The 16,741-nt window shown below is 62.9% G+C and carries 18 protein-coding genes; 7 read left to right on the top strand and 11 right to left on the bottom strand.

Annotated features, from left to right (window positions below; all coding sequences use genetic code 11):
• Positions 1 to 118: 118 nt before the first annotated feature.
• The 3 genes from ACN6NG_RS25290 to ACN6NG_RS25300 all read right to left on the bottom strand — a co-directional run bounded on the left by ACN6NG_RS25290 (position 119) and on the right by ACN6NG_RS25300 (position 1,556).
• Positions 119 to 409 carry a PA4642 family protein gene (locus ACN6NG_RS25290; RefSeq protein WP_016501487.1) on the bottom strand — a complete coding sequence of 97 codons (291 nt, stop codon included), beginning with the start codon at positions 407 to 409 and terminating at the stop codon, positions 119 to 121.
• A gap of 68 nt (positions 410 to 477) precedes the next feature.
• On the bottom strand, positions 478 to 948 hold the full coding sequence (locus ACN6NG_RS25295; RefSeq protein WP_063423733.1) for a hypothetical protein: 471 nt from the start codon (positions 946 to 948) through the stop codon (positions 478 to 480).
• A gap of 50 nt (positions 949 to 998) precedes the next feature.
• Positions 999 to 1,556, bottom strand: a complete 558-nt coding sequence (locus ACN6NG_RS25300) for a hypoxanthine-guanine phosphoribosyltransferase (protein ID WP_016501490.1) — start codon at positions 1,554 to 1,556, stop codon at positions 999 to 1,001.
• 161 nt (positions 1,557 to 1,717) lie between these two features.
• Between ACN6NG_RS25300 and upp the strand changes: the two genes are divergently transcribed.
• Both upp and ACN6NG_RS25310 read left to right on the top strand, forming a co-directional pair.
• The gene (upp, locus tag ACN6NG_RS25305) at positions 1,718 to 2,356 is read left to right on the top strand and encodes a uracil phosphoribosyltransferase (protein WP_016501492.1); all 639 of its coding nucleotides are present in this window, start codon (positions 1,718 to 1,720) and stop codon (positions 2,354 to 2,356) included.
• 2 nt (positions 2,357 to 2,358) lie between these two features.
• Entirely contained in the window at positions 2,359 to 3,633 is a 1,275-nt protein-coding gene (locus ACN6NG_RS25310; protein ID WP_016501493.1) for a uracil-xanthine permease family protein, read from the top strand.
• 132 nt (positions 3,634 to 3,765) lie between these two features.
• On the opposite strand, the gene hemH is transcribed toward ACN6NG_RS25310, so the two are convergent.
• Positions 3,766 to 4,782 (bottom strand): ferrochelatase, encoded by a 1,017-nt coding sequence (gene hemH, locus ACN6NG_RS25315; RefSeq protein WP_063423732.1) that lies wholly within the window; start codon positions 4,780 to 4,782, stop codon positions 3,766 to 3,768.
• A gap of 13 nt (positions 4,783 to 4,795) precedes the next feature.
• Positions 4,796 to 5,701 carry a TIGR01777 family oxidoreductase gene (locus tag ACN6NG_RS25320; RefSeq protein WP_063423731.1) on the bottom strand — a complete coding sequence of 302 codons (906 nt, stop codon included), beginning with the start codon at positions 5,699 to 5,701 and terminating at the stop codon, positions 4,796 to 4,798.
• Between the two features lie 187 nt (positions 5,702 to 5,888).
• Here ACN6NG_RS25320 and ACN6NG_RS25325 point away from each other — a divergent pair, with 187 nt between their 5' ends.
• From ACN6NG_RS25325 to ACN6NG_RS25345, 5 genes are all read left to right on the top strand, one after another.
• Entirely contained in the window at positions 5,889 to 6,875 is a 987-nt protein-coding gene (locus ACN6NG_RS25325; RefSeq protein ID WP_063423730.1) for an NAD(P)/FAD-dependent oxidoreductase, read from the top strand.
• A gap of 100 nt (positions 6,876 to 6,975) precedes the next feature.
• Positions 6,976 to 7,944 (top strand): YbgA family protein, encoded by a 969-nt coding sequence (locus ACN6NG_RS25330; RefSeq protein ID WP_063423729.1) that lies wholly within the window; start codon positions 6,976 to 6,978, stop codon positions 7,942 to 7,944.
• Positions 7,934 to 8,833: a MerR family transcriptional regulator gene (locus ACN6NG_RS25335; protein ID WP_063423728.1), complete on the top strand. Its 900-nt coding sequence runs from the start codon at positions 7,934 to 7,936 to the stop codon at positions 8,831 to 8,833. Before ACN6NG_RS25330 ends, ACN6NG_RS25335 begins: the two co-directional genes overlap by 11 nt.
• Positions 8,824 to 10,251 (top strand): deoxyribodipyrimidine photo-lyase, encoded by a 1,428-nt coding sequence (gene phrB, locus ACN6NG_RS25340; protein ID WP_063423727.1) that lies wholly within the window; start codon positions 8,824 to 8,826, stop codon positions 10,249 to 10,251. Before ACN6NG_RS25335 ends, phrB begins: the two co-directional genes overlap by 10 nt.
• Positions 10,252 to 10,262: 11 nt before the next feature.
• Positions 10,263 to 10,961: an SDR family oxidoreductase gene (locus ACN6NG_RS25345; protein ID WP_063423726.1), complete on the top strand. Its 699-nt coding sequence runs from the start codon at positions 10,263 to 10,265 to the stop codon at positions 10,959 to 10,961.
• 138 nt (positions 10,962 to 11,099) lie between these two features.
• Here ACN6NG_RS25345 and ACN6NG_RS25350 read toward each other — a convergent pair whose 3' ends face one another.
• The 6 genes from ACN6NG_RS25350 to hemA all read right to left on the bottom strand — a co-directional run bounded on the left by ACN6NG_RS25350 (position 11,100) and on the right by hemA (position 16,448).
• Positions 11,100 to 11,618: an acyloxyacyl hydrolase gene (locus ACN6NG_RS25350; RefSeq protein WP_063423725.1), complete on the bottom strand. Its 519-nt coding sequence runs from the start codon at positions 11,616 to 11,618 to the stop codon at positions 11,100 to 11,102.
• Between the two features lie 104 nt (positions 11,619 to 11,722).
• A complete protein-coding gene (gene murI / locus ACN6NG_RS25355) occupies positions 11,723 to 12,520 on the bottom strand; it encodes a glutamate racemase (RefSeq protein WP_063423724.1) in 798 nt (265 codons plus the stop codon).
• On the bottom strand, positions 12,513 to 13,268 hold the full coding sequence (locus tag ACN6NG_RS25360; protein ID WP_049277203.1) for a molybdopterin-synthase adenylyltransferase MoeB: 756 nt from the start codon (positions 13,266 to 13,268) through the stop codon (positions 12,513 to 12,515). Before ACN6NG_RS25360 ends, murI begins: the two co-directional genes overlap by 8 nt.
• Positions 13,262 to 14,092, bottom strand: coding sequence for a peptide chain release factor N(5)-glutamine methyltransferase (prmC, locus tag ACN6NG_RS25365; RefSeq protein WP_063423723.1), 831 nt, complete (start codon positions 14,090 to 14,092; stop codon positions 13,262 to 13,264). The genes ACN6NG_RS25360 and prmC overlap by 7 nt, the downstream gene beginning before the upstream one ends.
• Positions 14,092 to 15,174: a peptide chain release factor 1 gene (gene prfA, locus ACN6NG_RS25370; RefSeq protein WP_016501505.1), complete on the bottom strand. Its 1,083-nt coding sequence runs from the start codon at positions 15,172 to 15,174 to the stop codon at positions 14,092 to 14,094. Before prfA ends, prmC begins: the two co-directional genes overlap by 1 nt.
• A complete protein-coding gene (gene hemA, locus ACN6NG_RS25375) occupies positions 15,171 to 16,448 on the bottom strand; it encodes a glutamyl-tRNA reductase (protein WP_258655190.1) in 1,278 nt (425 codons plus the stop codon). The genes prfA and hemA overlap by 4 nt, the downstream gene beginning before the upstream one ends.
• Between the last annotated feature and the right edge of the window lie 293 nt (positions 16,449 to 16,741).

A 16,741-nucleotide genomic window follows, 5' to 3' on the forward strand; every position in this document is an offset into this window, starting at 1 on the left:
GCCTGTACCGGCGTCTTCGCGGCTGAAGCCGCTCCCACAGGATTACCGCAGGGCTGAAAACTGTGGAGTACCTGTGGGAGCGGCTTCAGCCGCGAAGAGGCCGGTACAGGCTTACAAATCAGCCGCGGGCGTTGTCGATGATCTCGATGTACTCAGGCGCATTGCGCTGGTCGGCAATTTGCTCGACGAAGGTCTTGCCGTGCTCGTCCTTGCCATCCAGGTCCAGGCCAGCTTCGACAAAGAAGCCGACAAAGCGCTCGAAATCGTCGACACGCAGCCCGCGGTACGCCTTGACCAGCTTGTGGTGCGAAGGAGAGGTCACGCCATCGGCCGGTTCGAACTGAAGGAACGACTTGATGTAGTCGTCGCTGATTTCGTCGCCGATTACCTGTTTCTTGTCTTTACGCATTGCCGACTCCAACTGGACCATCACGGGATTTCGAAGGCCGGCAGTTTACCCCTCGCAGGCCGCGTGGCTCAACGCGTACGTACGGTACCGGTGTGCAGATCGGCCCAGATGTGGCCGTTGCCATAGGTGAGAAACTGCACGTACAGGGTCTCGTTACGCAGCAGGTCCATGATTACCCGGTAGTCACTGAGCGGGTAATTCAGGCTCAAGGTGCGGCTTTTTTCGTCATACATGGGCTTCTTCAAGCTCTTGGCCGCTTCGCCGTCGAAGGTCAACAACACCTGGGCGATGGTCGCGCCCTTGCTCAACGGCTTGCCCTTCAGGCGCACCTGCAACGACGAGGTGATCGGGATCGGCTGCTGGTCGGATTGGCGCTGGGCCCCCACCACCACCGAGTAGTCGGTCACCTGCAGCAGTTGCTGGCCGGTCGGCGCTTCCTGGCGCAGGGACTGGTCGTCAGGCGGCAGGAACTGGCTGTGCAGCGGTGCGGCGGCGAGTGGCAGGCTGACCGCCAGCAGGAGGGGAAGAATCGCACGCATGTGAGGCTCCTTGAATGAAGGAGCACTCTAGCATGCAGGGCGGCGCTGGATTAAAGCCCCTTGACGGCGAAAATGCCGTTGGCATTGCGCCAGTAGCCTTTGTAGTCCATGCCGTAACCGAAGATGTAGCGGTCGACACACGGCAGGCCCACGTAGTTGGCCTTGAGGTCCGGGCTGGCCTTGCGGTCGTGGTCCTTGTCGATCAGGACCGCGGTGTGCACCGAGCGCGCGCCGGCATGCTTGCAGAACTCGATGATGGCGCTGAGGGTGTGGCCTTCGTCGAGGATGTCGTCGACGATCAGCACATCGCGGTCGATGAACGACACTTCCGGCTTGGCCTTCCAGAACAGCTCACCGCCGCTGGTCTGGTTGCGGTAGCGGGTAGCGTGCAGGTACGAGGCTTCCAGTGGGAACTGCAGGTGGGTCAGCAGTTTGCCGGAGAAGATAAGGCCACCGTTCATCACGCAGAACACCACCGGGTTCTTGTCGTGCAGGTCCTTGCAGATCTGCTCGCCGACTTTGGCGATGGCCGCTTCGACTTCGGCTTCGGTGTACAGGCAGTCAGCTTCACGCATGACTTGACGGATGTGCTCGAGATCGGCGGACATGGCGCTCTCCGGGGGGGCATTTTGGAAAAGCGGGCAAAGGTACGCATCCGCTCGTCCCAGATCAAGCATTTATGGACTAACGTCCAGAATGACCAGACGACAGCACAGGCTGAATAGATTAATCTAGCGCGGTTTTTTTGCCCGCCTTTCGGAGCCCCCCTATGCCCACTCGTGAGATCCGCCACCCGCTGATCCGCCACAAGCTCGGCCTGATGCGCCGTGCCGATATCAGCACCAAGAATTTTCGCGAACTCGCCCAGGAAGTCGGCGCGCTCCTGACCTATGAAGCCACCCAGGACCTGCCACTCGAAACCTACGAGATCGACGGCTGGTGTGGCAAGGTGCAAGTTGAAAAAATCGCCGGCAAGAAGATTACCGTAGTCCCCATCCTGCGCGCCGGCATCGGCATGCTCGACGGCGTGCTCAGCCTGATCCCAGGTGCCAAGGTCAGTGCCGTCGGCGTTGCCCGAAACGAAGAAACCCTCGAAGCCCATACCTACCTGGAAAAGCTCGCGCCTGACATCAACCAGCGCCTGGCCCTGATCATCGACCCGATGCTGGCCACCGGCGCTTCGATGGTCGCTACCATCGACCTGCTGAAAAAGGCCGGCTGCAAGGAGATCCGCGCCATGGTGCTGGTCGCCGCGCCAGAAGGCATCGAAGTGGTGGAAAAAGCCCACCCGGACGTGAAGATCTACACCGCCTCGATCGACCAGCGCCTGAACGAACACGGCTACATCGTGCCGGGCCTGGGCGATGCCGGTGACAAGATCTTCGGCACCAAGCAAAAGGACGCCTGACCATGCAGGACGGCTTCAACGACCCGCTCTGGCGCCAGGTCGTTTCGGGCGCGCAGATGCTCTTCGTGGCATTTGGCGCGTTGGTGCTGATGCCACTGATCACCGGCCTCGACCCGAACGTCGCGTTGTTCACTGCCGGCATCGGCACGCTGCTGTTCCAGCTGGTTACCGGCCGCCAGGTACCGGTGTTCCTGGCCTCCAGCTTTGCCTTCATCACCCCGATCATCCTCGCCAAGGGCCAGTTCGGCCTGGCCGAGACCATGGGCGGCGTGATGGCTGCAGGTTTCGTGTACACCTTCATGGGCCTGATGGTAAAAATCAAAGGCACCGGTTTCATCGACCGCATGCTACCGCCTGTGGTTATCGGCCCGGTAATCATCTCCATCGGCCTGGCCATGGCACCGATCGCTGCCAACATGGCGATGGGCAAAGGTGGGGACGGCGCAGCACTGATGCCGTACAAGACCGCCATGCTGATCTCCATGCCAGCCCTGCTGACCACCTTGATCGTCGCCGTGTTCGGCAAGGGCATTTTCCGCCTGGTACCGATCATCTCCGGCGTGCTGGTGGGCTTTGCCCTGGCCTTCGCCTTTGGCGTGGTCGACACGGCGAAGATCGCCGCTGCACCGTGGCTGGAAATCCCTAACTTCACTGCACCAGCATTCAACTGGCAGGCCATCCTGTTTATCGTCCCGGTTGCCCTGGCACCGGCGATCGAGCACATTGGCGGGGTGATTGCGGTCGGTAGCGTGACCGGCCGTGACTACCTGAAAAAGCCTGGCCTGCACCGCACCTTGCTGGGTGACGGCCTGGCCACCACGGCAGCCGGCCTGTTCGGCGGCCCGCCCAACACCACCTACGCCGAAGTGACTGGCGCGGTGATGCTGACCAAGAACTACAACCCGAAAATCATGACCTGGGCGGCGGTCTTCGCCATTACCCTGGCGTTCATCGGCAAGTTCGGCGCGCTGCTGCAAAGCATCCCGGTACCCGTGATGGGCGGCATTCTGTGCCTGCTGTTCGGTTCGATCGCGGCGGTGGGCATGAACACCATGATCCGCCACAAGATCGACCTGGCCGAAGCGCGCAACCTGGTGATCGTGTCGGTAACCTTGGTGTTTGGTATCGGCGGGGTGCTGATCGGCAGCGGTGACGGCCCGGATGACTGGGGCCTGAAGGGCATCGCCCTGTGCGCCATCGTGGCAATTGCCCTTAACCTGATCCTGCCGGGCAATGATGGCTGGAAGCACAAGAAACTGGACGACCAGTTGCCTTGATCCGGCTTTAACCTGAACCGACCCTATCGCCGGCAAGCCAACTCCCACAGAAGAACCACAGTATCTGAAACCTGTGGTGTACCTGTGGGAGCTGGCTTGCCGGCGATAGGGCCGGTATAGGCAGCCGCAATGTCAGGCCTTTTCGCACATATCCGCCAACACCCTCACCCACTCCGGGTGATCATTCAGGCACGGCACCAGCACCAGCTCCCGCCCGCCGGCCTCGACAAACTGTTCGCTACCGCGCATGCCGATCTCTTCCAGCGTCTCGATGCAATCGGCCACGAACGCCGGGCACATCACCAGCAGCTTCTTCACGCCGGCCTTGGCCAGCTCATCCAGCCGCGTCTCGGTGTAGGGCTCTATCCACTTGTCCCGCCCCAGCCGAGACTGGAACGATACAGACCATTTGCCATCCGGTATGCCCATTCTCTGCGCAAAGGCTTTGGCCGTAGCCAGGCATTGCCCGCGGTAACACACCGCACGCACCTCGGCGGACGCACCGTGGCAGCAATCGGCGGTGCGCAGGTCGTGCTTGTTGCCCTTCGGAAACAGCTTCTTCAAGTGCCGCTCCGGCAACCCATGGAAGCTCAGCAACAGGTGGTCGTAATCCTTTTCCAGGTAAGGCCGGGCGCTGGCAGCCAGCGCTTCGATGTATTCAGGGTGCTCGTAAAACGGCTGCAGCACGCGCATCTGCAGGGGCAGCTGGCGCTCGCTGATCACCTGTTTTGCCAACTCGACCACAGTGGTCACGGTACTGTCGGCGAACTGTGGATAAAGCGGCGCCAAGGTCACCTTGCGCACGCCTCGGCCTGCCAGGCGTTCCAGCACTTCGGGCAAAGCTGGCTGGCCATAGCGCATGGCAATTTCCACCGGGCCATGGGGCCAGTGCTCGACCATTGCTGACTGCAGGCGACGGGTCAGCACCACCAGCGGCGAGCCCTCCTCCCACCAGATCGAGCCATAGGCATGCGCCGACTGTTCCGGGCGCTTGATCAGGATCAACGACACCAGCAGGCGCCGCACCGGCCAGGGCAGGTCGACCACGTACGGGTCCATGAGGAACTGGTTGAGGTAGCGGCGCACATCGGCCACCGAGGTGGAGGCCGGGGAACCCAGGTTGACCAGCAGCAGGGCGTGATCGGTCATGCAGCGTCCTATGTCAGAGGCGGCTGGACAAGTTGTCCAGGGCCGATTGCAGATCGTTGAAGCGGAAGGTGAAGCCAGCCGCCAGCAAGCGTACCGGGCGTGCCCGCTGGCCGCCCAGCAGCAAGGTCGACATCTCGCCCAGGCCAGCCTTGAGCAACAGTGCCGGCACCGGCAGCAGCGCCGGCCGATGCAGGGCCCGCCCCAGGCGCTTGGCGAACTCGCGGTTACGCACCGGCTCCGGGGCGCAGGCATTATAAGGACCGCTGGCATCGTTGTGCTGCAAGAGAAAATCAATCAGGGCGACCTGGTCGTCTATATGGACCCACGGCATCCACTGCCGCCCATCGCCCAATGGCCCGCCCAGCCCCAGTTTGAAGGGCACGCGCAGGCGCGACAAAAAGCCGCCATCGCTGGCCAGCACCAGCCCGGTGCGCACCAGCACCACGCGGATGCCCTGTGCCTGGGAGCGCTGGGCCGTCTCTTCCCAGGCAATGCACAACTGGCTGGCGAAATCTTCGCGCACCGGTGGCGAGGCCTCGGTCAGTTCGCGTTCACCACCGTCACCGTACCAGCCCACTGCAGAGCCGGAAATCAGCACCTGCGGGCGTTGCTCACGGGTGCCCAGCCAGGTCAGCAATTGCTCGGTCAGGGTGACCCGGCTGGCCCACAGCAGGTTGCGCCGAGCGGCCGTCCAAGGCCGATCGGCAATCGGCGCACCGGCCAGGTTGACCACCGCATCAAGGTGATCGTCCGCCTCCAGTTGCTCCAGGCGGGCGATGCCACGCACGCCACTGCCACATATTTTCGGCACCTGCTCGGGTCGCCGGCTCCATACCGTGAGCCGATGCCCCTGGCCAAGCCAGTACTGGCACAGATGCTTGCCAATCAAACCGGTGCCACCTGTCAGCAATATATGCATGGCTGTGTCCTCGCAGAATGCGGCGGTGGTCTATTTTTAACATCAAGGCACTTTTTTGACCCGACGCTCTCGGATAAACATAGGCCAACCTGCCCGTGAAAGCGGAATAACCTTATACAGAATTTCTGGATTGTACAGGTTTGCCTGACAGCGTAGTCTGCTCATAGCAAGGTTTGAAGAGGCCATCATGACAGTACCTATTGCCATCATCGGGGCCGGTATCGCCGGCTTGTCAGTCGCCCAGGCGTTGCAAAAGGCCGGGCAGTCCGTGCATCTGTTCGACAAAGGCCACGGCAGTGGCGGGCGCATGGCCAGCAAGCGCAGCGAGGCCGGCGCGCTGGACCTCGGCGCCCAGTACTTCACTGCCCGTGACCGGCGCTTCGTCGAGCAGGTGCAACAGTGGGTTGCCGCCGGCTGGGCCGAGCAGTGGAAGCCGCAGTTGTACAACTACCGTGATGGCGAGCTCACCCCCTCCCCCGACGAACAGACGCGATGGGTGGGTGTGCCACGCATGAGCGCCATCACCCGCGGGCTGCTCAAGGACGTGACGGTGAACTTCGGCTGCCGCATCGCCGAGGTGTTCCGCGGCAAGCAGTACTGGCACCTGCAAGATACCGAAGGTTGCAGCCATGGCCCTTACAGCCGCGTGGTGATTGCTGTACCGGCACCGCAGGCCACGCCACTTCTGGCCTCCACCCCGAAACTGGCCGCCGTGGCTGCGGGCGTGCAGATGGAGCCTGTCTGGGCTGTCGCGCTCGCCTTCCAGACACCGTTGGACACCCCGATGCAAGGCTGCTTCGTGCAGGACAAACCGCTCGACTGGGTGGCCCGCAACCGCAGCAAGCCCGGCCGCGACGAGCAGCTCGATACCTGGGTGCTGCACGCCACCTCTGACTGGAGCCGGCAGCACATCGACCTGACCAAGGAGCAAGTGATCGAACAGCTGTGGGGCGAGTTCGCCGAGCTGGTCGGCTGCGTGGTGCCAGCGCCCACCTTCGCCCTGGCCCACCGCTGGCTCTATGCGCGCCCCAGCAGCAATCATGAGTGGGGCGCACTGGCCGATGCTGATCAAGGCTTGTACGCCTGCGGCGACTGGTGCCTGTCCGGGCGGGTAGAAGGCGCCTGGCTCAGCGGCCAGGAAGCGGCGCGACGGCTGCTCGAACACATGGAATGATGTACGGCCATCCACAAATTCCTGTTTGCATAACTTCGCGGCTGTGCTGGAATAAACTTGTACAAGATTCTAGACTCGTACAAGTTTACCGGAGGCAGCCATGCACGACCCTTCAGCCCACAGCAAGCCGCGTATTGCCATCAGCGCCTGCCTGACCGGGCACAGCGTGCGTTACAACGGCGGCCATAAGGCCTCGGACCTGTGCCGTACGCAACTGGATGCTCATTTTGACTGGCTGCCGGTGTGCCCGGAAGTCGCCATCGGCCTGGGCGTACCGCGCGACCCGATCCGCCTGGTCGGCAACCCCGAACGACCGGAAGTGGTCGGCACCCGCAACCCTGGCATGGACTTGACCGACCCTCTGCGCAGCTATGGCAAGCAGATGGCCGCCGAGCTCGACGATATCTGCGGCTATATCTTCATGCAGAAGTCGCCCTCCTGTGGCCTGGAGCGGGTCAAGGTGTATCAGGACAACGGCCATCCGGCCTTCCACGGTGGCCGCGGCGTTTACGCCCAGGCCTTCTGCGTACAACGCCCGGACCTGCCAGTAGAAGAAGAAGGCCGCCTGCATGACCCCGTGCTGCGCGAGAACTTCATCAGCCGCGTGTATGCCTACGCCGACTGGCAGCGCCTGCTTGCCGAGGGCCTTAGCCGTGGCAGCCTGGTCCGCTTTCATTCGCGTTACAAATACCTGGTGATGGCCAACAACCCGCAGGCCTACAGAACCTTGGGCCGCCTGCTCGGCAGCATGAGCAAGGATGACGACCCACACAGCATCGGCCCACGCTACTTCAGCGAGCTGATGCAGGCCCTGCGCCGCTGTGCCAGCCGCGGCACCCACTGCAATGTGCTTCAGCACCTCAGCGGCTATTTCAAGGACAGCCTGACGCAACAGGACAAGGCCGAGTTGCAGACACTCATCAGCCAGTACCAGCAAGGCGTGGTGCCACTTGTGGTGCCGCTGACCCTGCTCAAGCACCATTTGCGCAAGCACCCCGACGCCTATCTGCAGCAGCAAGCCTACCTGCAGCCGCACCCCGAGAGCCTGGGCTTGCGCAATGCGGTCTGAGGACTTGCTGCCCATCGGCGAACTGGCCCGCCGCACCGGCGTCAACCCGGTCACCCTGCGCGCCTGGGAACGCCGGTATGGCCTGCTCAAGCCCCAGCGCACCGCCAAGGGGCATCGCCTGTACCCGCTGGAACAGGTCGAGCGGGTCGAGGCAATCCTTGGCTGGTTGCAGCGTGGGGCATCGGTCGGCCAAGTGCGCGAGCTGCTCGACAAGCCGTCCAGCACGCCGCCCAAGGGTGACTGGCAGGCCCGGCAGTTCCAGCTGATCGAGGCCATTGCCAGCCTGTCACAGCGCGCCCTTGACCAACAGCTTAACCAGGCCATGGCCCTGTACCCGGCCGTTACCCTGTGCGAACAACTGCTGCTGCCGCTGCTCGACCGCCTCGACCTGCGGTGGCGCAGTTACTTCAATGGGCAGCTGGAACAGGCGTTTTTCCACAGCTGGCTTCGCAGCAAGCTTGGTGCCCGCGTCTACCATGACAACCAGTTATTGCAGGGCCCTGCGGTGTTGCTGGTGGAAGACAGTGAACGTGCCTTCAGCGCCGGTTTATGGCTATGCGCCTGGCTGTTCACCAGTAACGGGTTCCCGGTCGAGGTACTGGAAAACCCCGTTGCTGGCCCGCACCTGCAACGCGCGGTCAGCACACTCAACCCCCGCGCTGTGCTCCTGCACCTGGGGCCCCGCATAGATGGCAGGGCACTGCAACGCACCCTGCACAACCTGCCCATGCCAATCCTGGCCGGGGGCCCGACGCTGTTGCTGCATGAAGCGCAGCTGCGTGCCCTCGAGCTGCCCAACCTCGCCCTGTTCGACACCCCGCAGGTGGCATTGCGCTTGCTTCAAGCCCATGACCGCCAGCCTGTAGAGATGAATGCCCCATGCACCTGACCTGGCTGCGCAGCGACCTGCGCATCGATGACAACACCGCACTCAGCGCCGCCACCGAGCGTGGGCCGACCATCGTCCTGTGGCTGGTCAGCCCCGGGCAATGGCAAGCCCATGATGACGCCGCCTGTAAAGTCGATTTCTGGCTGCGCAACCTGCGCGACCTGCGCCAGTCGCTGGAAGGCCTGAATATCCCGCTGCTGATCCGCAAGATCGACACATGGGACCAGGCACCACAAGCCGTGCTTGAGGTATGCCGCCAACATCAGGTGGCAAGCGCCCACTGGAACGAAGAGTACGGCATCAACGAGCAGCGCCGCGACGATGCCACCCGGGCCCTGCTGGAAAAGTCGGGCATTCAGGCCCACAGCCACCTCGACCAGCTGTTCTTCCGCCCGGGCACCATCCTGACCCGCAGTGGCGACTACTTCCAGGTTTTCAGCCAGTTCAAGAAAACCTGCCTGGAGCACCTGCACCGCAGCCTGCCTGCCCTGGCTCATCGGGTTAAGCGCCAGGCACCGCTGCACATCCCTGCCGACCCAATACCGCAACACGTGGACGGTTTTGAAACACCCGCGCGCGCCTTGCGTGACCATTGGCCGGCGGGTGAAGCCGAGGCGCAGGGGCGGCTGTCCCGCTTTCTTGACGAAGCCATCGACGACTACCAGCTACAGCGTGACCTGCCTGCCAAGCCCGGTACCAGCCAGCTTTCGACTTACCTGGCCGCCGGCGTGATCTCGCCGCGCCAGTGCCTGCACGGCGCACTCGCCAGCAACCGGGGCGAGTTCGACAGTGGCAGTACGGGCGTGCAGACCTGGATCAACGAACTGCTCTGGCGCGAATTCTACAAGCACATCCTCAGCGGTTATCCACAGGTCTCGCGCCACCGCGCCTTCCGCGCCCAGACCGAAGCCCTGCCCTGGCGCGATGCACCGGCCGACCTCGAAGCCTGGGAACAGGGCCGCACGGGTTTCCCGATTATCGACGCCGCCATGCGCCAGTTGCTGCACACCGGATGGATGCATAACCGGCTGCGCATGGTCGTGGCCATGTTCCTCAGCAAGAACCTGTTGATTGACTGGCGCAAAGGCGAGCGGCACTTCATGCGCCACCTGATAGACGGTGACCTGGCTGCCAACAATGGCGGCTGGCAGTGGAGCGCGTCCACCGGCACCGACGCAGTGCCCTATTTCCGCATCTTCAACCCGATTTCACAGTCTCAACGTTTCGACCCTCAAGGGCATTTCATTCGGCACTGGCTGCCGGAGCTACGTGACATAAGCGAGAAAACTATCCATGAACCGATGAAATCCACGGATCTATTTGCTAATAATTTGTATCAAAGTCCTATGGTCGATCTCAGCAGCAGTCGCCAGCGTGCACTGGAAGCCTTCAAGGCCCTTCCACGTCGGCAGGATTAGAGGACAACGTCTTGACTGACTCACGAAGTTTTTGGGTTACGGGCGCCAGCAATGGACTAGGTCTGGCTTTGGTGGGACGCTTGCTCGAACAGGGCCATCGCGTTGCCGCCAGTGCAAAGGAAAGCGATGAACTTGATATGTTGGCAGCACAACATGGTCAGCGTTTTTTGCGCCTGCCATGGCAGCTGCATGCCGAACCCGACGCAGCCGATGCCTGCCAGCAGATATGCCATGCCTGGTGCTCGCTGGATGGCTTGATCATCAATGCCGGTACCAGTGATTACCTGCCGGACGATGTAGCAGACAGCGAACTGTTCGAGGCGATAGGCAGTACCAACCAGCTGGCAGGTGAGCTGTGCCTGAGCAAAGCGCTGCCTTTGCTGGCGAAGGGCGATTCGCCGCAGGTGATGGCGTTGTTCAACCGATATTCAGCGTTGCAGCTGTATGGACCGACGCAAGTCATTGCGGGCTGGAACAACCTACCGCAATGGATGCGTGAGCAACGCAAGCCTCTGAAGGCGCTGGGCATCGGGCTGACTGTAGTGGCGCCACAGTCGCTGAAGGTGCCGGTGACCTCCGTGCAGGCGATACCGGAGCAGTGGACGCCACAGAGTGTTGCACAAGAGTTGTTGCGTCGGTGGCCGCAGGGGGAACCGGAACTGATCCTGGAAACCCTGGACGTCAGTAGCCTGTGGCCGTTGACGCGCTAATACCTGAAAACAGGGTTAGCTTCTTCGCGGGCGCGCCCGCTCCCACAGGAATACCCAGACCTTGAATGCTGCGGTATCCCTGTAGGAGCGGGTTCATCGAAGCGTCGAACCGCCGCGAAGACGCCGGCGCAGGTGAACTCAGAGCGCCATGCGGTAATGCAGGCTATAGCTCTCCACCCCATCGTTGGGCTGTTTGATACCCGCGTTGGAGTAGTGGATCGCACGCACCCCAATCTCATGCCCGCCGGCAAAGCGCAAACCAAAGCCGATGCGGTCCTCGAACTGGAACGCCGAGCCTAGCTCGTTGCTTTCCAGCTCGGTGCTGGAAAACGCCGCTACACCAATCCCTGCCTCGATGTAGGGCTTCACTGACTCCCCGGCAAATTCATAGACGAAGACTGGCGCAAACGACAGGCTGTGGTTGCTCGCCGTCTCGTCACCATCCCAATAGGTGTAGGCCCCATCCCAGTAGCCAGTCAGCCGACCGACGCTGGTCTGCCACCAGCTCGCATCCCAGTTCGATTGCAGCCCTAGCCGATAGACCATGGTCGAGTCACCGGTCTGCCCCACCGAAAACGAAACGTCGGCAGCCTGTGCCGACATCGCTTGCCCCAAGGTAAAGGCAGCAGCCGCCGCCAAGCCAAGCAGTTTCCTCATAAGAAACATCCTTCTTCCTGATGCTGTTATTAGTGTCCGCCTCAAGCAGGCAAGCGGTAGAAAGCGGAAGTGGAACGATAGTTCAGCTGTCTTTCACGTTTTTTTCACAACGCAAAGCTTTGCACATCGTCAGACTTACGCCACAGCACAGGTAGGATTTTTCTGAGATTTTCTGGATCAGCGCTGGTCCAGAAGCGGGCATCGCCGGCCGGGCCTTCGGCCAATAGATCATTGGCCCCCAGCAGGCGCTGCAGTTGGCGCGCCACAGCGGCGCCGGTGTCGATGATAGCCACGTCCCCTGGCACCAGGTCGGCCAGTAACGGGCGCAGGAAGGGGTAATGGGTGCAGCCGAGGATCAGCGTATCGCAGTCGGCGGCCAGCAGCGGCTGCACATAGCCAAACAGCATCTGGCGCAGCGCAAGGCTGGTCAGATCGCCGGTTTCAATCAGTTCGACCAGCCCCGGGCAAGGCTGGGTGATGACCTGCACGTCGTTGGCAAAGCGGTCGAGCAAAGCGGCGAATTTGGCGCTCTGCAGGGTACCGGTAGTGGCCAGCACACCGACCACGCCCGAGCGGGTAGCCGCCGCCGCGGGTTTCACGGCGGGTTCCATGCCCACCAGCGGCCAGGTTGGGTACAGCTCCCGCAAGTCAGCGACCGCCGCCACCGTGGCGGTGTTGCACGCCAGGACCATGGCCTTGGCGCCCTGTGCATGGAAGAACGCGGCAATACGCCGGCAGCGTTCACGGATGTAGTCTGGCGACTTCTCGCCATAAGGCACATGGCCGCAGTCAGCCACGTACAGCAGCGTCTCGTTGGGCAGCAGGCGCTGGATCTCGGCGAGCACCGACAAACCGCCGACCCCCGAGTCCATCACGCCGACCGGCGCCGAGCGCTCAGCCATCGCGCTTGCCGCAAACAGTACAGGCCGGGTCACGCTTGACCCGCAACTCGCGAATGCGGGTGCCGAGGGCATCGATCAGCAGCAGGCGGCCAACCAGGGGCTCGCCGAACCCGGCCAGCAGCTTCATCGCCTCCAGCGCCTGCAGGCTGCCCACCAGGCCCACCAGCGGCCCGATAACGCCCGCTTCGCTGCAGGTCAGCTCGTCTTCACTGCCATGCCCATACAAACAGTGGTAGCAGGGGCTGTAGTCGCGCCGAGGGTCGAACACCGACAGCTGCCCTTCCAGGCGGATCGCCGCGCCGCTTACCAGCGGTTTGCAAGCAGCCACACAGGCAGCGTTGACCGCTTCACGGGTAGCGAAATTGTCGGAGCAATCCAGCACCAGGTCGACCGCCGCCACAGCAGCAGCGAGCGAGTCTTCATCCAGGGCCTGGCGATGGGCGACCAGGCCGATCTCCGGGTTGATTGCCTGCAAGCGTTGCAAGGCCGAATCGACCTTGCTCATGCCGACGCTGGCACTGTCGTGAATCACCTGGCGTTGCAGGTTGGTCAGGTCGACGGTGTCGAAGTCGGCCAGGTGCAGCTCACCGACCCCGGCGGCAGCCAGGTACAGCGCAACCGGAGAGCCCAGGCCGCCGAGCCCTACGATCAGGGCCTTGCTCTGCTTGAGCCGCAACTGGCCGTCGATGTCGATCTGGGCCAGCAATACCTGCCGGCTGTAACGCAACAGTTCCTCATCACTCAGCATGGCAGGCGCCCCAGGGTAATGCGTTCATGGCCGCCCAGGTCCGTGCGGCTGGCAACCTCGATAAAACCTTGCTCAGCCAGCAAGGCGCGTACCGCCGCTGCCTGGTCGTAACCATGCTCCAGCAGTAACCAGCCACCGGGCAACAGGTGCGCTGGGGCCTGGGCCGCGATCACGCGCAGGTCGTCCAGGCCATCGGCGCCGGCCACCAGCGCACTGCTGGGCTCGAAGCGCACGTCACCGGCCACCAGGTGCGGGTCGGCGGCGGCGATGTAGGGCGGGTTGCTGACAATCAGGTCGAAACGCTCGCCGGCCAGGCTGTCGAACCAGTGGCTTACCCGCACCTGGGCGTTGCCCAGGCCCAGGCGCTGGCGGTTGCGCTCGGCCAGGGCAGCGGCCTCCTCCACCCGGTCAACCGCAGTTACCTGCCAGGCCGGGCGATCGCTGGCCAGGGCCAGGGCAATTGCACCGGTGCCGGTGCCCAGGTCGAGGACCTTGGCTGGCGAGGCAGGTTGCAGTTCGAGGGCCGTCTCGACCAACAGTTCGGTATCCGGCCGCGGGATCAGGGTATGCGGCGCCACTTCCAGGTCGATCTTCCAGAAGCCCTGCTGCCCGAGGATGTAGGCGACCGGCTCGCCGCCGCGGCGGCGCTGCAGGTAATCGGCGTATGTCTGGGCATCTTCGCTGCTGACAATTCGCTCGGGCCAGGTGTGCAGGTAGCTGCGCGATTTGCCGATGGCAGCAGCCAACAGCAATTCGGCATCCAGCCGCTCGGTGGGCGATTCGGGCAGCTGCGCGTTGCGCAGCAAGCTGGCGATGATGGTCATCAGTCCCCCAGGGCAGCCAGTTGATCGGCCTGGTATTCGGCCAGTAGCGGTTCGATCACTGCGTCCACGCCACCACTGAGGATGTCGTCCAGCGAGTACAAGGTCAGGTTGATACGGTGATCGGTCACCCGGCCCTGTGGATAATTGTACGTGCGGATGCGCTCGGAACGGTCACCGGAGCCCACCAGCAGCTTGCGCTCGCTGGCAATGGCATTCTGTGCTGCGCTGGTCTGCATGTCGTTGAGCTTGGCCGACAGCCAGGACATGGCACGGGCGCGGTTCTTGTGCTGCGAACGCTCTTCCTGGCACTCGACCACGATACCGGTGGGCAAGTGGGTGATACGGATTGCCGAGTCGGTCTTGTTCACGTGCTGGCCACCGGCGCCAGATGCGCGGTAGGTGTCCACGCGCAGGTCGGCCGGGTTGATTTCGATGGCTGCTTGTTCGTCCGGCTCGGGCAACACCGCCACCGTGCACGCGGAAGTGTGCACGCGGCCCTGGGATTCGGTTTCGGGCACGCGCTGGACGCGGTGCGCGCCCGACTCGAACTTGAGCTTGCCGTAGACGTTCTCACCCTCGACACGGGCGATGATTTCCTTGTAGCCGCCGTGCTCGCCTTCGTTCTCGGACAGGATCTCCAGGCGCCAGCCGCGTTTTTCGGCGTAGCGCGAATACATGCGGAACAGGTCGCCGGAGAAGATCGCCGCCTCGTCGCCACCAGTGCCAGCGCGGATTTCGAGGAACACGTTGCGGCCGTCGTTGGGGTCTTTGGGCAGCAGCATGCGTTGCAGCTTCGCCTCCAGCGTCAGCAGCTGTTCCTTGGCTTCACGCACTTCTTCCACGGCCATTTCGCGCAGGTCCGGGTCGCTGTCCTTGAGCAGCGCCTGGGCACCTTCAAGGTCGCCCTGGACTTTGCACCACTCTTTATAAGCAGCGTAGACCGGCTCGACCTCGGCGTATTCACGGGAATACGCGCGAAAGCGCGTCTGGTCGGAAATGACCTCGGCATCACCGAGCAGTGCGGTGAGCTCTTCGAAGCGGTCCTGGAGGATATCCAGTTTGTTCAGCAGCGACGCTTTCATTGCGGGGATTTGTCCGTGGAGCCCTCGTTGAGGGCAAAGAGTTCCTGGGCCATGGCCAGAGCATCAAGGCGGCCCTCGGCCGAGAGCTTTTTCAACTGCACGCTGGGCGCATGCAGAAGTTTGTTGGTCAGCCCCCGGGCCAGCTGTGCCATCACGTCCTCGGGGTTGCCGCCGTTGGCCAGCAGGCGCAGGGCCTTTTGCAGTTCGTCGTCGCGCAGGCGCTCGCTCTGCTGGCGGTAGGCCTTGAGCACATCCACCGCCGCCAGTTCGCGCAAGCGCACCATGAAATCTTCGGCGCCCACCGATACCAGCTCTTCGGCAGCCTGGGCGGCGCCCTGGCGGCTCTTGAGGTTTTCCGCCACCACGTCGTGCAAGTCATCGACAGTGTACAGGTAGACGTCGTCCAGCTCGCCGACTTCAGGTTCGATGTCGCGCGGTACGGCAATGTCGACCATGAAGATCGGCTTGTGCCGGCGCTGTTTCAACGCACTCTCGACCGCGCCCTTGCCCAGGATTGGCAGTTGGCTGGCGGTGGAGCTGATGACGATGTCGCTGTTGGCCAGTTCCTGGGGGATGTCGGCCAGCAATACGGCATGCGCGCCGAACTGCTCGGCCAGGGTACTGGCCCGCTCCAGGGTGCGGTTGGCCACGACGATACGCCGCACGCCTTGCTCATGCAGGTGGCGGGCGACCAGGGTGATGGTTTCGCCGGCACCGATCAGCAAGGCCTGGCTACGGCCCAGGTCGCTGAAGATCTGCTTGGCCAGGCTGACCGCGGCAAACGCCACCGATACCGGGTTTTCACCGATGGCGGTGTCGGTACGCACCTGCTTGGCAGCGCTGAAGGTGGCCTGGAACAGGCGCCCGAGCAGCGGGCCGACGGTGCCGGCCTCGCGCGCCACGGCGTAGGCGGACTTCATCTGGCCGAGGATCTGCGGCTCGCCGAGCACCAGCGAGTCCAGGCCCGAAGCCACGCGCATCATGTGCTTCACGGCATCGTGCTCTTCATGCACGTAAGCACTGGCGCGCAGCTCGTCCAGGCTGAGGCGGTGGTAGTCGGCCAGCCATTGCAGCACGGCGTCGGCGGACAGGTGGTCCTGCTCTATATAGAGCTCGCTGCGGTTGCAGGTCGACAGGATCGCCGCCTCGCGGCTGGAAGTCAGTCGGCAGAGCTGCTGCAGGGCGTCTACCAGCTGCTCTGGGGTAAACGCCACGCGCTCGCGTACGTCTACCGAGGCAGTCTTATGGTTGATACCAAGTGCAAGAAAGGCCATGCAAGGTCGCTGGTTGTGACGGGAAGCCGATAATTGTCCTCTTTCGCAGGTTTTAGAACAACCACCGTTCGCTATTGCGCTGATAGCGCCGCGGCTATCGCCGCTCGCGGGCCAGCATGAGCGTTGATTTCAGCTTTCACTCCCGCTTTTGATCTGGCGTTTGATCTGCTTTTGATCTTCGCGACTTCAGGAGGCCGAACGCAGGCCTTGCGAAGGGAGGTGACGGGCATGGATGCCCGTCAAGCGCTGGGCCCCAGGATGGGGCCTGCAGCGCGGTCCTCCCGGGAGCGAGG

Source organism: Pseudomonas sp. TSO6 (genome assembly GCF_056098905.1).